The 15275-nt window shown below is 71.4% G+C and carries 15 protein-coding genes; 9 read left to right on the top strand and 6 right to left on the bottom strand.

All coding sequences use genetic code 11. The annotated features are described in order from the left end of the window. The first annotated feature begins 43 nt into the window (after positions 1 to 43). Together IEX37_RS05015 and IEX37_RS05020 are read left to right on the top strand one after the other, a co-directional pair. Complete coding sequence (locus IEX37_RS05015) at positions 44 to 391, top strand: hypothetical protein (RefSeq protein ID WP_188755166.1); 348 nt, start codon at positions 44 to 46, stop codon at positions 389 to 391. A gap of 46 nt (positions 392 to 437) precedes the next feature. Beyond that, positions 438 to 866, top strand: a complete 429-nt coding sequence (locus IEX37_RS05020) for a DUF2057 domain-containing protein (protein ID WP_188755167.1) — start codon at positions 438 to 440, stop codon at positions 864 to 866. A gap of 15 nt (positions 867 to 881) precedes the next feature. On the opposite strand, the gene IEX37_RS05025 is transcribed toward IEX37_RS05020, so the two are convergent. Then, the gene (locus IEX37_RS05025) at positions 882 to 2108 is read right to left on the bottom strand and encodes a ferrochelatase (RefSeq protein ID WP_188755168.1); all 1227 of its coding nucleotides are present in this window, start codon (positions 2106 to 2108) and stop codon (positions 882 to 884) included. 76 nt (positions 2109 to 2184) lie between these two features. After that, a complete protein-coding gene (locus tag IEX37_RS05030) occupies positions 2185 to 3054 on the bottom strand; it encodes a hypothetical protein (protein ID WP_188755169.1) in 870 nt (289 codons plus the stop codon). A gap of 197 nt (positions 3055 to 3251) precedes the next feature. On the opposite strand from IEX37_RS05030, the gene pepN reads away from it, so the two are divergent. The 3 genes from pepN to IEX37_RS05045 all read left to right on the top strand — a co-directional run bounded on the left by pepN (position 3252) and on the right by IEX37_RS05045 (position 7450). Continuing rightward, positions 3252 to 5804: an aminopeptidase N gene (gene pepN, locus IEX37_RS05035; RefSeq protein ID WP_188755170.1), complete on the top strand. Its 2553-nt coding sequence runs from the start codon at positions 3252 to 3254 to the stop codon at positions 5802 to 5804. Positions 5805 to 5885: 81 nt separating this feature from the next. Next, positions 5886 to 7022 (top strand): mechanosensitive ion channel family protein, encoded by a 1137-nt coding sequence (locus tag IEX37_RS05040; RefSeq protein WP_188755171.1) that lies wholly within the window; start codon positions 5886 to 5888, stop codon positions 7020 to 7022. Continuing rightward, positions 7019 to 7450 (top strand): globin, encoded by a 432-nt coding sequence (locus IEX37_RS05045; RefSeq protein WP_308421663.1) that lies wholly within the window; start codon positions 7019 to 7021, stop codon positions 7448 to 7450. The genes IEX37_RS05040 and IEX37_RS05045 overlap by 4 nt, the downstream gene beginning before the upstream one ends. 132 nt (positions 7451 to 7582) lie before the next feature. On the opposite strand, the gene IEX37_RS05050 is transcribed toward IEX37_RS05045, so the two are convergent. Further along, entirely contained in the window at positions 7583 to 8254 is a 672-nt protein-coding gene (locus tag IEX37_RS05050) for a DUF8185 domain-containing protein (protein ID WP_188755172.1), read from the bottom strand. Positions 8255 to 8333: 79 nt separating this feature from the next. Between IEX37_RS05050 and IEX37_RS05055 the strand changes: the two genes are divergently transcribed. After that, the gene (locus IEX37_RS05055) at positions 8334 to 9212 is read left to right on the top strand and encodes an acyl-CoA thioesterase (RefSeq protein ID WP_229663082.1); all 879 of its coding nucleotides are present in this window, start codon (positions 8334 to 8336) and stop codon (positions 9210 to 9212) included. Positions 9213 to 9235: 23 nt separating this feature from the next. Here the strand turns inward: IEX37_RS05055 and sufU are convergent, their stop codons facing one another. The 3 genes from sufU to IEX37_RS05070 form a co-directional block, all read right to left on the bottom strand. Further along, the gene (gene sufU, locus IEX37_RS05060; RefSeq protein ID WP_188755173.1) at positions 9236 to 9670 is read right to left on the bottom strand and encodes a Fe-S cluster assembly sulfur transfer protein SufU; all 435 of its coding nucleotides are present in this window, start codon (positions 9668 to 9670) and stop codon (positions 9236 to 9238) included. Then, positions 9667 to 10926 (bottom strand): SufS family cysteine desulfurase, encoded by a 1260-nt coding sequence (locus IEX37_RS05065; protein ID WP_188755174.1) that lies wholly within the window; start codon positions 10924 to 10926, stop codon positions 9667 to 9669. Before IEX37_RS05065 ends, sufU begins: the two co-directional genes overlap by 4 nt. A gap of 134 nt (positions 10927 to 11060) precedes the next feature. Then, complete coding sequence (locus IEX37_RS05070; RefSeq protein ID WP_188755175.1) at positions 11061 to 11540, bottom strand: acyl-CoA thioesterase; 480 nt, start codon at positions 11538 to 11540, stop codon at positions 11061 to 11063. Positions 11541 to 11966: 426 nt separating this feature from the next. Between IEX37_RS05070 and IEX37_RS05075 the strand changes: the two genes are divergently transcribed. The 3 genes from IEX37_RS05075 (at position 11967) to IEX37_RS05085 (ending at position 15224) form a co-directional block, all read left to right on the top strand. Further along, positions 11967 to 13283, top strand: coding sequence for a quaternary amine ABC transporter ATP-binding protein (locus IEX37_RS05075; protein ID WP_188755176.1), 1317 nt, complete (start codon positions 11967 to 11969; stop codon positions 13281 to 13283). Continuing rightward, the gene (locus tag IEX37_RS05080; protein ID WP_188755411.1) at positions 13283 to 14248 is read left to right on the top strand and encodes an ABC transporter permease; all 966 of its coding nucleotides are present in this window, start codon (positions 13283 to 13285) and stop codon (positions 14246 to 14248) included. Before IEX37_RS05075 ends, IEX37_RS05080 begins: the two co-directional genes overlap by 1 nt. 70 nt (positions 14249 to 14318) lie before the next feature. Continuing rightward, a complete protein-coding gene (locus IEX37_RS05085; protein WP_188755177.1) occupies positions 14319 to 15224 on the top strand; it encodes a glycine betaine ABC transporter substrate-binding protein in 906 nt (301 codons plus the stop codon). Positions 15225 to 15275 lie beyond the last annotated feature (51 nt).

A 15275-nucleotide genomic window follows, 5' to 3' on the forward strand; every position in this document is an offset into this window, starting at 1 on the left:
GTCGGCATTGCGCGCAAGTTCACCGCGCCGCCACCGTGAGCAGATGCTCACGCTGCTCGACGAGGCGTTCGCGCCGACCACAGGGTCAATCGGCTTTGTCCAGGCTCCGCTCGAGGTCGTTGCGGCCGCGTACGAGGCATGGCAGCGCGAGATCTACCATGACGTCACGGCACGAGCGTTCGAAGCCCCGCTCTTCAACCCCGACGCCTACGGCCCCCAGGGCGTCTGGTTCCGACGATCCGGATTCATCGACCGCTGGTCCCCACCCGGCTCCTACGACCCCGACGCACCCCCACCCACACCCCGCCACCCCCCACGCGAAGTCACCTACCCACAAGCCCAACAACGCCTCGGCATCATCCCCGCCCACGCCGCCACCCTCCCCGGATGACCATGCGCAGCACAACCAGAGAAGACCCGAGCAGAGGAGTGCCCGCATGGCTGCGGAATTCGGTGGGGAGCGGTTCGTCGACGCGATCTACGCAGCGGTGTTTGCGCCCGCGGTCGACCAGGTGATGGCGACGTTGCAGGAGCCGCCCGGGCGCGAGCGGCATCCCCGTCTCGTGGAGTTGCACAGGTGGTTCGCGAGCCGCGGTGCCCATGATCGGCTGATGCTGCGCGCGGCGCTCCGAGAGTGCGCGGACAGCGCGGTCTTCGGTCTGCTCGCCGTGCTGGACGGCGCCCGCCCGATCAGTGACGGATTCCAGCACGAACCTCGCCTACTCATCACAGACGGCGACCATGAAACGCAGATCGCTCCCGAGGGCGATGACGGGGACCTTCACGGCATCTTCCGCTCACTCGTCGATGAGCGCACCGCACCCACCATCGTCCCCCTGAACACCCCCGATGCTCACGCTCCTTGACGGAGCAGGCGGCCGTCAGGGCAGGAGGCCGGCGGCGGCGGGGCGGAAGCCCAGGCGGGCGTTCTCGCTGTCCCCGGGGCGGGACACGTCGTACCAGGGCCCCAGGGGGGTCAGGTGCGGACGCTCGGCAGCGGGCGTGCCGTTGAGGCGCTCCTCGATCAGGTCGACCAGGCCCGCGACGAACGCGGGGTGCACGCCCGGCGTCTGGGTGCGGACCGAGCGCAGGCCGGCCTCGGCGGCCGACTCCATCGCCTCGTTGTCGAGGTCCCACATGACCTCCATGTGGTCGCTGATGAAGCCCAGCGGCACGATCGCGACGGCCTCGACCCCCTGCGCGGGCAGTTCGGCGATCTCGTCGTTGATGTCGGGCTCGAGCCACGGCTGGGAGGCCGGGCCCGAGCGGGACTGGTAGACGAGCTTCCAGCCCGTGCCGGCGGCGTCGGGCACCTCCTCGGCGAGCCGGTTCATGATGTGCTCGGCCACGGCGAGGTGCTGCGCGGCGTACGCGCCCCCCTCGCCCCAGTCGACGTCGCGCGGTCCGGAACGCTCCGCGTCGGCCGTCGGGATGCTGTGGGTCGAGAACAGCACGCGGATCGCCTCGGCGGCCACGCCGTCGGAGAGGTAGGCCGCCACCGCGTCGCGCACACCCTCGTAGAAGGGCTCGACGAAGCCGGGGTGGTCGAAGAACAGCCGCACCTTGTCGATCGCCACGGGATCGTCCCCCTCCCCGAGACCGGTGTCGATGAGCACCCGGGCGATGTCCTCGCGGTACTGCCGATCGCTCGAGTAGGAGCTGTAGGCGCTCGTCGCCACCGCCAGCAGTGTGCGGTGCCCGTCGGCGTGCGCCTGACGCACCGCGTCCTCGAGATAGGGGTCCCAGTTGCGGTTGCCCCAGTAGACCGGCAGGTCCAGTCCGCGCCGCGCGATCTCGGCCTCCAGCGCGGCCTTGAGCTCGCGGTTCTGCGCGTTGATCGGGCTGATGCCGCCGAAGTGGCGATAGTGCGTCGCGACCTCCTCGAGCCGCTCGTCCGGGATGCCGCGACCGCGCGTGACGTTGCGCAGGAACGGGATCACGTCGTCCTGCCCCTCGGGGCCGCCGAAGCTCGCCAGCAGGATCGCGTCGTACGCGACCGGCGTCTCGATGAAGGGCTCGCCGCTCGATGCCGCCGCCGAGGCGAAGAGGGGCCCGCGCTCGGTCGCGGTGACGGTGGACGTGGGGGTGTTCTCGCGCTGCTCGTTCACCCCTCCAGTCTCGCACCTGGCGCACACGTCGATCGCGCGCGGGTCCAGGACGTCGACCACCGGGTCGCGCGGGGCGTCAGCCCGCGACGGGATCTCCCAGGCGACTCACCGTCAGGTCGTAGCCGGAGAACCGGAGCTCGCTGCCGGAGACGAGCGAGCGCACGCGCTCCTCGTCCGTGTCGCGCAGGACCCCGATATGGACGCGCCGGCCGGGATCGTCCACCTCGAAGATCACGACCCCCCTCGCGGCGAGCCTGTCCAGCAGATCGCCGATCGGCCCGCGCTCTCCCGGCGAGGCCGTGATGGTGAGCGCGTCGCTCCACACGGTGACGTCGGTGCCCTCCGGCGCGCGCGCCGACGCAGCGACGTCCGGGGCGCCGCGCAGCAGCGAGATCCCGCGCCGGAAGCGCTCCGCGCGATCATCGGGGCCGGGGCAGTCGCCGCTGTCGATCAGGAGGAAACCCACGTCCGCGCGCTGCTCGTACTGGATGGTGCACCCGACGGCGATGGCGTCGAGCTGGCGCGCCGCGGCGACCGCCTCGCGCCCGATCTGCGGGCACGGGTCGTCGTAGGCGTAGACCACCGCCGCCGAGCCGCGTTCGGTCTCCACCGTCACCCGCCAGTCGACGTCCTCGCGGTACCCGGCTTCGCAGGCGGCCACCCGCAGCCGTTCCACCGCCGACTCCTCGGCCTTGATCGTCACGCGGGCCGAGGTCCGCAGCTCGCCGAGGATCAGTCCCTCGCTCCACCGGTCGCCCTCGGCGGCCTCGACACCGGGGACGTCCGCCAGCGCCTCCACGAACCGCGAGAACTCGGCGTCGGGCCGCTGAACCGTCATTCCCATCGTGCCCACGCCGGCTCCGACTGCGAAATACCCTGCGACGAGCACCGCGGCAACCGTGACGGCCGCGGCCAGCCGTTCCGCGCCACGATCGTCTCGGGCCATCGCCGTCTCCTTCGTGCTCCCCCGGCTCGCATGGTAGGCCCAACCGCGGCGCGACGCGTGCACGGGCTCGCATGTTTCATCCCATGTTCATCGGGTCGGAGTCTCACCGCGATCCCGGGCCTCGAAACACGTAGGCTTGTCGAGTTGCCGCCGCCCGCGCGGCACTCCCCTGCCACACACCCCTCGGGAGCTCAGCAGTGCCTGGAGAGAACCTCACCCGCATCGAGGCGCAGGAGCGCCGCGCCGTCGTGGACACGCGCTCCTACGAGGTGGCGCTCGACCTCACCAAGGGCGCCGAGGTGTTCGGCTCGCGCAGCGTCGTGCGCTTCTCCGCGACGCCGGGGGCCGCCACCTTCATCGACCTGATCGCCCGGGACGTCCGGGAGATCACGCTCAACGGCCGCGAGATCGACCCTTCCGTGGCGTTCCGGGACTCGCGCATCCAGCTCGACGGTCTCGAGGAGGAGAACGAGCTCGTCGTCGACGCCGACTGCCTCTACACCAACACGGGCGAGGGTCTGCACCGCTTCGTGGACCCCGTCGACGGGGAGGTGTATCTGTACACGCAGTTCGAGGTGGCCGACTCGCGCCGGGTGTTCGCGGTGTTCGAGCAGCCCGACCTCAAGGCCACCTTCCAGTTCACGGTGACGGCGCCTGCCGCGTGGAAGGTCGTCTCGAACTCGCCGACGCCCGAGCCCATCCCGCACGACGACGGGGAGAACGCGACGTGGGGCTTCGCGCCGACGCCGCGCATGTCGTCCTACATCGCCGCGATCGTCGCGGGCCCCTACGAGGAGACCCGGTCCGAGCTCACCAACTCGGAGGGCCGCGTGATCCCGCTCGGCGTGCTCGCGCGCAAGAGCCTGTGGGACCACGTCGACGCCGACTACATCTTCGAGAAGACGCGCCAGGGCTTCGCCTACTACGAGGAGAAGTTCGGCTACCCGTACCCCTTCGAGAAGTACGACCAGCTGTTCGTCCCCGAGTTCAACGCGGGCGCCATGGAGAACGCCGGCGCCGTCACGTTCACCGAGGCGTACGTGTTCCGCAGCAACGTCACGGATGCGGTCAGGGAACGTCGGGTCGTGACGATCCTGCACGAGCTCGCGCACATGTGGTTCGGCGACCTCGTGACGATGAAGTGGTGGAACGACCTGTGGCTGAACGAGTCGTTCGCCGAGTGGGCCTCCACGATCGCCACCGCCGAGGCGACGGAGTGGACCGAGGCCTGGACGACCTTCAACGCGATGGAGAAGACCTGGGCCTACCGGCAGGACCAGCTGCCGTCCACGCACCCGGTCGTCGCGCCGATCAACGACCTGGAGGACGTGCAGGTCAACTTCGACGGCATCACGTACGCCAAGGGCGGATCGGTGCTGAAGCAGCTCGCCGCGTGGGTGGGCATCGACGCGTTCTTCGCCGGCGTGGGCTCCTACTTCCGCAAGCACGCCTTCTCGAACACGGAGCTGCGGGATCTGCTCACGGAGCTGGAGCGCACGAGCGGGCGTGACCTGTCGGGCTGGTCCGCGAAGTGGCTCGAGACCGCGGGCGTGAACACGCTCTCGCCGGTCATCGACGAGGCGGGCGACGGCACGATCTCCCGCTTCGCCATCACGCAGACCGCTCCCGCCGACTACCCCACCATCCGTCCCCACCGCCTGGGGATCGGCTTCTACGAGCTCGCCGGAGGCGCCCTCACGCGCACGCACCGCGTCGAGCTCGACGTGGACGGCGACCTCACCGAGGTGCCCGACCTGAAGGGCAAGCGGCGTCCGGCGCTCGTGCTGCTGAACGACGACGACCTCGCGTACGCGAAGATCCGGCTCGACGACCGCTCTCTCGAGACCGCGATCGCCCACCTGGCCGACATCTCCGATCCGCTGGCCCGCTCGCTCGTGTGGGGCGCCGCGTGGGATCAGACCCGCGACGCCGAGTCGGCGCCGAGCGACTACGTCGACCTGGTGCTGCGCAACATCGGTCGCGAGTCCGAGTCCACGACGATCCGCACCACCCTCGCGCAGCTGCAGCTGACCGCGAACGCGTATGTCGCCCCCGCGGCGCGCGAGGCGACGCGCGCCCGCGTGGCGGACAGCCTGTGGGAGCTCGCGCAGGGCGCCGAGGCGGGCAGCGATGCACAGCTGCAGTTCGTGACCGCTTTCGCGTCCGCGGCGTCGACGCCCGCGCAGTGGGAGACGGTGCGCCGCCTCCGCGACGGGGAGATCGCCCTCGAGGGCCTGACGGTCGACACGGACCTGGCGTGGCAGCTCCTCGTCTCGCTCGCGGCGGGAGGAGCGGCCGACGACGCCGCGATCGACGACGCCCTGGCCGCCGACAACACGGCGAAGGGCGCCGAGTTCGCCGCGCAGGCCCGCGCCGCCATCCCCACGCCCGAGGCCAAGGCCAAGGCGTGGGCGTCGCTCGTCGAGCGGGACGAGCTGCCCAACTCGCTCGTGCGCTCGGCGGCCACCGGATTCGTGCACCCGGCGTCGCGCCATCTGCTGCGCGAGTACGTGGCGCCCTACTTCGGCATGCTGGTGCCGATCTGGGAATCGCGCACCTTCAAGATCGCCGAGTACCTCTGCGAGCTGCTCTACCCGGCGCCTCTCGCAGACGCCGCTCTGCTCGAGGCGACCCGCACGTGGCTGGGCGAGAACCCCGAGGCTCCGGCTGCGCTGCGCCGCATCGTGCTCGAGGGACTCGCCGGCGTCGAGCGCGCGCTGGCCGCGCAGGCGCGCGACGAGGACGAGTGACCCTGCCGACCACGATCGTTCCCGGCGAGCCCCGACGACGCGCACAGCGCGCACCGGGGCTCGCCGCCTAACATCGACCCGATGAGCACGCGCACGAGCACCGACGACCCCCTCGAAGACGTCATGACCTTCTCCGAGCAGGTCCTCGCCTTCCTGGTCGACGCGGGGTGGAAGCTCGTCCACATCGCGGCGATCATCGTCGGGTGCTTCCTGGTCGCGTGGCTCCTGCGCGCCCTCGTGCGACGCGTCGTCGACCGAATCGTCCAGGGCGCGAAGTCGAAGGCGCGGGTCGACGACACGCGTGCACTCGAGCGCTCCCCCCTCGCCTCGGTGCGCCTCGTGCAGCGCACCCGCACGCTCGGATCGATCCTGCACAACATCATCAATACGGCGATCGTGGTGGTCGCGATCATCCTGATCGTCAACGCGATCGACCAGACCCTGCTCGGGTCGTTCGCCCTCATCAGCGCGGCGATCGGCGCGGGGCTCGGCTTCGGCGCGCAGAACATCGTCAAGGACGTGCTGAACGGTCTCCTCATCGTCGCCGAGGATCAGATCGGCATCGGCGACGTCGTGGACCTCGGCCTGGCGACCGGCGTGGTCGAGTTCGTGAGCGTCCGCGTGACGCATGTGCGCGACGTGAACGGGACGCTCTGGTACGTCCGCAACGGAGAGATCACGCGCATCGGCAACATGTCGCAGGGCTGGTCCCGCGTCGTGGTCGACGTGGGGCTCCCCGCCGACGTGGATGTCGCGGCGGTCGAGGAGTCCCTGCTCGAGACCGCCGACGAGCTGGCCAAGGACCAGCGCTGGCGCACACGCATCGTGGACGCGCCGGAGGTCTGGGGGCTCGAATCCGTCGAGGGCGACACGCTCAGTATCCGCCTGGTGCTGCGGGCGAAGCCGAGCGCGAAAGACGACGTCGCGCGCGAGCTTCGCATGCGCGTGCGCCAGACGGTCCACGCGCTCGGGCTGGAGCTCCCCTCGCTCTCCGCCGTCACGCTCGCCGGCGCGGACGGCGCGCTGCGTGTGCGCGGAGCCAATCCGCCGCGCACCGAGCCCCAACCGCTCCCGGAGCGGCCCTCGTGGCGGCCCCGCGTGCGGAAGAAGGGACCCGCACCGGCGCAGGACCGGGCCGCGGACGGCCCGGCCAACCCGCCGGAGGATTCGGCGGCCGACGCAACCCCGGCCGGCCACGGAAAGGACACGGCACTGTGAGTCTCGGCATCCGCCCCGCGGGGCACGGGGAGAACCCCTCCATCACCTTCTACGAGGCCGTGGGCGGGCACGACACGTTCGTGAAGCTCGTCGACGCGTTCTATCGGGGCGTCGAGGACGACCCCGTGCTCAAGCCGATGTACCCCGAGGAGGACCTCGGACCCGCCAAGGAACGGCTGACGCTGTTCCTCGAGCAGTACTGGGGCGGACCCACCACGTACAGCGAGAACCGGGGGCACCCGCGCCTGCGTATGCGCCACGCGCCCTTCCACGTGAATCCGGATGCGCGCGACCGCTGGCTGAGGCACATGCGCGCGGCCGTCGACGAGCTGGGCCTGTCGCCCCTGCACGAGGCCACGCTGTGGGACTACCTGCAGCGCGCGGCGATGGCCATGGTCAACACCTTCGAGCCGACCCCCGAGCCGTGACGACGCACGCCCCTCCGACGTTGACTAGCGTCCGTGCGGTTTACTAGCGCGGGGAGCGCTAGTAAACCGCACCGGCGCTAGTCAACGACCTACCCCAACACACGTACCGCATTCCGCGCCAGCGCGGCGGCGTCAGGGGGCCGGGCGCGCGCCGGTGGCGCGCACGGGCGTCAGGCCGGACGCGACCGGGCCGCGGGAGAGGACGTGGCCGCGCTGCAGCGTCACGCGCGTCCAGCGGCCCGACATCGTCACGCGAGCCTGCTCCTCGCCCGCGATGAAGCCGAACGAGAACGCCGCGAACGCGACGCCGAGAGGCAGGCCGGCCAGGTCATCGTCCGGGGCGCCCCAGACGTCGCCGCGGACGGCTCGCACGACCTCCTCACCCGCATCGCGCGGGACGCGCTCGGCCACGGCCGCGATTCCCCATTGGGCGCGTGCGGCGAGCGTCGCCGCGGGGATCTCCCCCTGTGGCTCCCAGCCGGCGCGCGGGGGCGCGATCCCGGCCCAGGCCGGCGCGATCGCCGTGTCCGGCAGCCCGAGGGACGTCGGGTCCTCCGTCTCGGACAGCTCGGAGACGACGAGGTCGCACTGCAGCTCGGGATCGGCGGCGATCACGCGCAGGGCGAGCACGGTCGGCGTCCGATCGAGGATCCCGTGCGGGGCGAGCGCCGCCGCGGACATCACCAGTACTCCGCCGGAGCCCTGCAGCCGCACGCCCTCGTCACCGATGCGGGCCGCGCGGCGGGCGAAGGTGAGGGCGTCCTGCGCCGTGTCGGCGTCGGCGAGCACGAGGCGGGCGGTCATCCCTCCAGCCTAGGTCGCCGGACAGGACCCGGGCGCGCGTCTCGGCGGTCGCCGGGATCGGCCCGCCTAGACTGGCCGGGTGACCGATGCCGCCCCGAACCCGGACCCCGTCGGCGTGCTCCTCGACGTGCTCGCGCTGGGCGAGACGGGCGCGCGCACGAGCGAGGACATCTTCACCGCGGCCTCGCACGCGATGCCGAACGGGCGGATCTTCGGCGGTCAGGTGCTCGGGCAGGCCGTCGTGGCCGCCGCCCGCACGCTTCCGCCCGACCGCGCTCCGCACTCGCTCCACGGCTACTTCCTGCGACCGGGCGACGTCGGCAAGCCGCTGACGCTGTCGGTCGACCGGATCCACGACGGTCGCTCGTTCTCGCGCCGTCGCATCCAGGCCTTCCAGGACGGCGAGCCGATCTTCTCCGGCATCGCCTCGTTCCAGGACGACGATCCGGGCCTGGATCACCAGGTCCCGATGCCGGAGGTCCCCGCGCCCGAGGAGCTCCCCGGCCCGGATCCGCGGATGGGCAGGCGGCCCGAAGCGGCCTTCGCCATCCGCGACAACCCGATCGAGGTGCGGCACGTCGGGGGGCACATCTACGTCGCCGTCGACGATCCCGCCCCGCGCCAGGCCGTGTGGACGCGGCTGCGTCGTCCCATCGGGGACGACGCGATGCTGCACCGCGCCGCCCTGGCCTACGTCACCGACTTCACGATCCAGGAGCCGGTGCTGCGGGCGCACGGCGTCCCGTGGGCGACGCCCGGCATCCGCACCGCGAGCCTCGACCACGCCATCTGGTGGCACCGCTTCGGACGCGCGGACGAGTGGATGCTGTACGTGCAGGAATCCCCGAGTGCGCGGGGCGGGCGCGGCCTCGCGCAGGGGCAGCTGTACTCGCGCGACGGCGTACTCCTCGCGACCGTCGCGCAGGAGATCATGCTGCGCGTGCCCGGCCAGGGCTGATCCGGCCGCCCCGCGCGCCTCTCCTAGGCCGCCTGCTTCAGGCACGCCTCTAGCGCGACCCAGGCGAGCATGGCGCACTTGACGCGCATGACGTACTTCGCCACGCCCTGGAACGCGGCGGCGTCCCCGAGTGCCTCAGGCGGCTCGGTCGCGCCGCGGGAGCGGAGCATCGTCCGGAACTCCTCGATGCGGGCGAACGCGTCGTCGCTCCGCGCCTCGGCGAGCAGCTGCGCCATCACGGACGCGGACGCCATCGAGATGCTGCAGCCCTGGCCCTCCCACACCAGCTCCGAGATCCGGCCGTCGGCGAGCGTGAGGCCCAGGGTGATCTCGTCTCCGCATGACGGGTTGAGCTCGTGGTGGGTGTGCGCCGCGTGCGAGACGTCGCCGCGCCCGACGGGGTGCCGCGAGTGATCGAGGATCAGCTCGCGGTACAGCTCTTCGAGGCCCGCGCTCACCGGTCTGCTCCGAAGAACCCGCGCACGTCGGACAGCGCCTCCCGGAAGCGGGCGACGTCGTCGGCCGTCGAGTACACGTACGCGCTCGCACGGGTCGTGGCCGCCACGCCGAGCCGGCGGTGCAGCGGCTGGGCACAGTGGTGCCCCGTGCGAACCGTGATCCCCCGCTCGTCCAGGAACTGCCCGACGTCGTGGGCGTGCACCCCGTCCACCGCGAAGCTGACGAGCCCCGCCCGCTCGGCGCCCTCGCCCGGGCCGATGAGGCGCGTGCCGGGCACCGAGAGGACGGCGTCCACGAGCAGGCCTGCGAGCTCCGCCTCGTGGGCGCGCACGGCCTCCATACCGGCATCGACGAGATGGTCGGCCGCGGCGCCGAAGCCGACCGCCTGTGTCACCGGCTGCGTCCCCGCCTCGAATCGCTGGGGCGCCGGGAGGAACTCGGCATCGTCGATCGTCACCGTCGTGATGGTCGACCCGCCCGTCCGCGCCGGCGGCAAGGCGTCCAGCAGCTCGGCGCGTCCGTACAGCGCGCCGATCCCCGTCGGTCCGAGCATCTTGTGCGATGAGAAGGCCGCGAAATCGACGCCGAGGCCGGCCAGATCGACCGGGAGGTGCGGCACGGACTGACACGCGTCGAGCACCGTGAGAGCCCCGACCGCGCGTGCTGTGGCGACCACCTCCGCGACGGGGGCGATGTAGCCCGTCACGTTCGACACGTGCGCGAACGCGACGACGCGCGTGCGCGGCGTGACGACGCGCGCCAGGTCGTCGACCGACCACACGCCCCGCTCATCCACCGGCACCGCGCGCAGCACCGCGCCCGTCCGGCGCGCGAGCCGCTGCCACGGGATGAGGTTGGCGTGGTGCTCGGCCTCCGTGACCACGATCTCGTCGCCCGCGGCGAGGGCCAGCTGCGGGGCCCCGAGTCCGGCCGACGCGTCGGAAAGGCCGAGCGCGATCATGTTCAGCGCATCGGTGGCGTTCTCCGCGAAGACGATCTCGCGCTCCCCCGCGCCCACGAGCCGGGCGACGGACGTCCGTGCCGCCTCGAAGGCCCAGGTCGCCTCCCCCGTCGCCATGCTCGACCCGCGATGCACCGCGGCGTACTCGGTGCGGGCGAAGGCGTCCTCCGCATCGATCACGGAGTCCGGACGCTGCGAGGTCGCCGCCGAGTCCAGGTAGACCCGGTCGGCGTGATGCCGCAGGTACGGGTACCGCTCGCGCCGGAAGGCATCCGAAACGGTGGACGTGTCCATGCGAGCTCCCTCTTCGACGTACGTTCTCGTGCCGGCGCGGACGTGCTGGGGCGACGCGAACGCCGTCTTCCAGTCTCCCCCATTCGCGGGCTCCCGGCGCCGCGCGGGCGACGGATCCCCCATGCGTGCCCACCTCAGCGACGCGCGAAGGCGATCGGTTCCTCCAGGAAGGGCGACCACGCCTCGCGCAGCGGCGCCGGCAGCCGAGCGGGACGACCCGTCGCCCTGTCCACGAGGACGACGACGGTGGAGGCGCGGGCGTACACCACCTGCGGCTCGGCTCCCGCCGGGCTGAGCACCTCGTAGCAGACCTCGGCGCTCGAGCCGCCGAGCCGTCCGATCCAGAGCTGCACGTCGAGCGGCTCGTGGCCGTACGGCACGGGCCGGAGATACTCGATCTCCTGACGTGCGATGAGCGTCGCGAGCGAGCCCGCGCCCTCGAGCACGTCGGAGCCGAAGACCGCCGTGGGCGCCGCCTCCGCCGAATCCTCGGGTACCCAGAAGGCGCGGACCCGCGCCTCCTCCAGCAGCTTCAGCATCGACGTGTTGTTGACATGCCCCAGCGCATCCAGATCTCCCCATCGGCGGTGAACGGGAACATGCACGCGGGCCATGGCGTCCTCTCGTCGTCGGGTTTCGTCCCGATTCTGGTGGTTTCTGTCACGATCCGATAACGACCAGGGCGGGTTCCAGTGCCCCTCCCGTGCGTCTCCTCGCCCCGGATCGACGCGGATCTGGCGGCGGAAGCCTGCCGGTGACTCGGCCAGAGGCGGCGGACGCGACGTTGCTAGCCTAGGCGAGGCCTCCGGTGGAGCGCGGGCAACTGCGCCGCAGAGGCCGATGCGAGCCCGGGTGACGCGTGCGACGCGACCGGGGCCCGCGCCCAAACCAGGCCCGCGGATACCGCCCCCACGGCATCCGTATGGCCGACGATCGTCGTCGACCCGACGGCCGCACCCCGTGTGGCACGCATCGTCTGCCCGGACCGTAACCGATCACCGATCGCGCGACACCCGTCGTGCCACTCGGCAGAGGAGAACGTGACCGAGAACGACCACGCCATCGCCCTGAGCGCTCGCAACCTGTACAAGGTCTTCGGGCGCCGTCCGCAAGACGCCGTGGAGCGTCTTCGCGCGGGAGTCCCCCGCCACGAGCTGGACGGCGGCACGACGGCCGCCGTGATCGACGCGTCGTTCGACGTGCGGCGCGGCGAGATCTTCGTCGTGATGGGCCTGTCCGGCTCCGGAAAGTCCACGCTCATCCGCATGCTCAACGGCCTGCATGACGCGACCGCCGGCACCATCACCGTGAACGGCGAGCCGCTCACCGGTGTGTCCGACGGGCGGCTGCGGGAGCTCCGCCGCGACCGCATCTCCATGGTGTTCCAGCACTTCGCCCTGCTGCCTCACCGCACGGTCGCCGCGAACGTCGCCTATCCGCTCGAGCTGCGCGGCGTCGCGAAGAGCGAGCGGCTCGCACGCGCGGAGGAGATCCTCGCCCTCGTCGGACTGGGCGGCTGGGGCGACAAGCTCCCGGGTCAGCTCTCGGGAGGCATGAAGCAGCGTGTCGGCATCGCCCGGGCGCTGGCCGCCGACACCGACATCCTGCTGATGGACGAGGCGTTCAGCGCGCTGGATCCGCTCATCCGGCGCGAGATGCAGGAGCAGCTGCTCGACCTGCAGGCGAGATTCCAGAAGACCATCATCTTCATCACGCACGACCTCAACGAGGCGATGTTCCTCGGTGACCGGATCGCCGTGATGCGCGACGGGCGCGTGGTGCAGATCGGCACGCCCGAGGACATCCTCACGGACCCGGCGAACGACTACGTGGCGCAGTTCGTGCAGGACGTGGATCGGGCGCGCGTCCTCACCGCGGGCAACGTCATGGAACGACCCCGCCCCGTCATCGTCGAGAGCGCGGGGCCGCGCACCGCGTTGCGCACCATGCGCGACGCCTACTCCTCCGCGTCGTACGTCGTCGGCCGCGACCGACGGCTGATCGGCATCGTCACCGACCGCGACGCCCTGCGCCTCCTTCGTCGCGGCGGCTCGGCGCTGAGCGAGATCGTCCGCCCCGCCCCGCACGTCGTCGGATCCGACGAGGTGCTCATGAACCTGTTCGTTCCGGCCATCGAGTCGCAGCTGCCGCTTGCGGTCACCGACGACGCCGGGCGTCTCGTGGGCGTCATCCCGCGCGTCACACTGCTGGCCGCGCTGGGCCCGGGGCCCAACGCGACCGAGGAGCTGCAGCTGCCGCTGCCGCCCGTGCCGACCCAGGTCATCGACGAGCTGCTCGCGGAAGGCGATGCGCGCTCCGACGGACTCGAGACCACCGGCGGAAAGGAGACGGTGTGATGGAGCTCCTCCGCATTCCGGTCGGCGCGTGGGTCGCCGGCGGTATCGACTGGATCAAGACCAATCTCGACTGGCTGCTCGATCTCGTGAGCGTCGCCATGCGCTGGCTCATCGACAGCCTGACCGACGTCCTCCTCGCTGTCCCGGCCCCCGCCCTGATCCTCGTGGCCGCACTGCTCGGCTGGGCGATCCGCTCGTGGCAGCTCGCGGTCGGCACCGCCGTGACCTTCCTGCTGATCGTCGCGATGGACCAGTGGGAGACGTCCATGCAGACGCTCGCGCTCGTGCTGATCGCGACGCTGCTCGCGATCGCCCTCGCGATCCCCCTGGGCATCCTCGCGGCCCGCAACCAGGCCGTGAGCTCGTTCCTGCGCCCGATCCTGGACTTCATGCAGACGATGCCCGCCTTCGTCTACCTGATCCCCGCGGTGACGTTCTTCAGCATCGGCGTCGTCCCGGGGCTGTTCTCCACCATCATCTTCGCGCTCCCGCCGGGTGTGCGCTTCACCGAGCTCGGGATCCGCGGCGTCGACCGTGAGACGGTCGAGGCGGGCCACGCGTTCGGCGCGACGTCACGCCAGATCCTCCGCGGCATCCAGCTGCCGCTCGCGACGCCCACGATCATGGCGGGCATCAACCAGGTCATCATGCTCGCCCTGTCGATGGCGGTCGTCGCCGGCATCGTGGGCGCCGACGGCCTCGGCAAGGAGGTCGTCTCCTCCATCTCGACGCTGAACCTCGCGAAGGGCGTCGAGGCGGGCCTGAGCGTCGTGATCCTCGCGGTGTTCCTCGACCGTGTGACGGCCGCGCTCGGCAACCCGGGCGACTACCCGCGCTCGCTCCGCGCTGCGCTCGCCCGGCGCCGCGACGCGTCCGGCCCCGCGTCCGATCCGGCGTCCGGCGCCGGTGGCGAGACGACGGATCCGGCGACCGCCGACCCCGCGGGAGCGACCCGCGCCCTCTGACCTCCGCGCCCCTCGGCGCGAAGTGATCCCCAAAGCCCGCGACACAGCACGCGGGAAGAAAGGAAGCACCATGCACAAGCGACACCTGATCGGGGCGATCGCCCTCGGAGCGACCGCGAGCCTCGCGCTCGCCGGCTGCGCGACCGACGGCGGCGCCGGACAGTCCGGCGACGGCGACGGCGACAAGGGCACGATCACGCTCGGTTTCATCCCCTCGTGGACGGACGGGCTCAGCACCGCGTACCTGCTCGAGGACCAGCTCACGAAGCTCGGCTACACGGTCGAGATGGAGGAGCTCACGGACGCCGCGCCGCTCTACACCGCGCTCGCCAATGGCGACATCGACGTGTACCCCTCGGCGTGGCCGGAGGTGACGCACGCGGAGTACATGGAGCGATACGGCGACACCATCGAGGACATCGGGGCGTACTACGACAACGCCAAGCTCACGATCGCGGTCCCGAGCTACACCGACATCGACTCCATCGCGGAGCTGGCGGACGATCCCACCCGCTTCGGCGGCGAGATCATCGGCATCGAGCCGGGCGCCGGACTCACCGGCGTGACCGAGAACTCCATGATCCCGACCTACGAGCTCGAGGACGACTTCACGCTCATCACCTCGTCGACCGCGACGATGCTCACCGCGCTGCAGAACGCGATCGCGGCCGAGGAGGACATCGTCGTCACGCTCTGGCGCCCCTTCTGGGCCAACAGCGCGTTCGACGTGAAGGACCTGGAGGACCCGCTCGGCGCCATGGGCGAGCCCGAGTCGCTGCACTTCCTCGGCAAGCAGGGCTTCGCGGAGGAGTTCCCGGACGCCGCGGAGCTGATCGCGAACATCCACCTCGACGACGAGCAGTACGGCGCGCTCGAGGACCTCGTCGTGAACGAGTACGGCGAGGGTCGCGAGGCCGAGGCGATCCAGGCGTGGCTCGAGCAGCACCCGGACGCATTCGAGGGCCTGCTCCCGTAAGGAGCGTCACCCACACGGAAGGCCGCCCCGATCGGGGCGGCCTTCCTGCGT

It is taken from the genome of Microbacterium album (assembly GCF_014643695.1).
Classification (GTDB): Bacteria; Actinomycetota; Actinomycetes; order Actinomycetales; family Microbacteriaceae; genus Microbacterium; species Microbacterium album.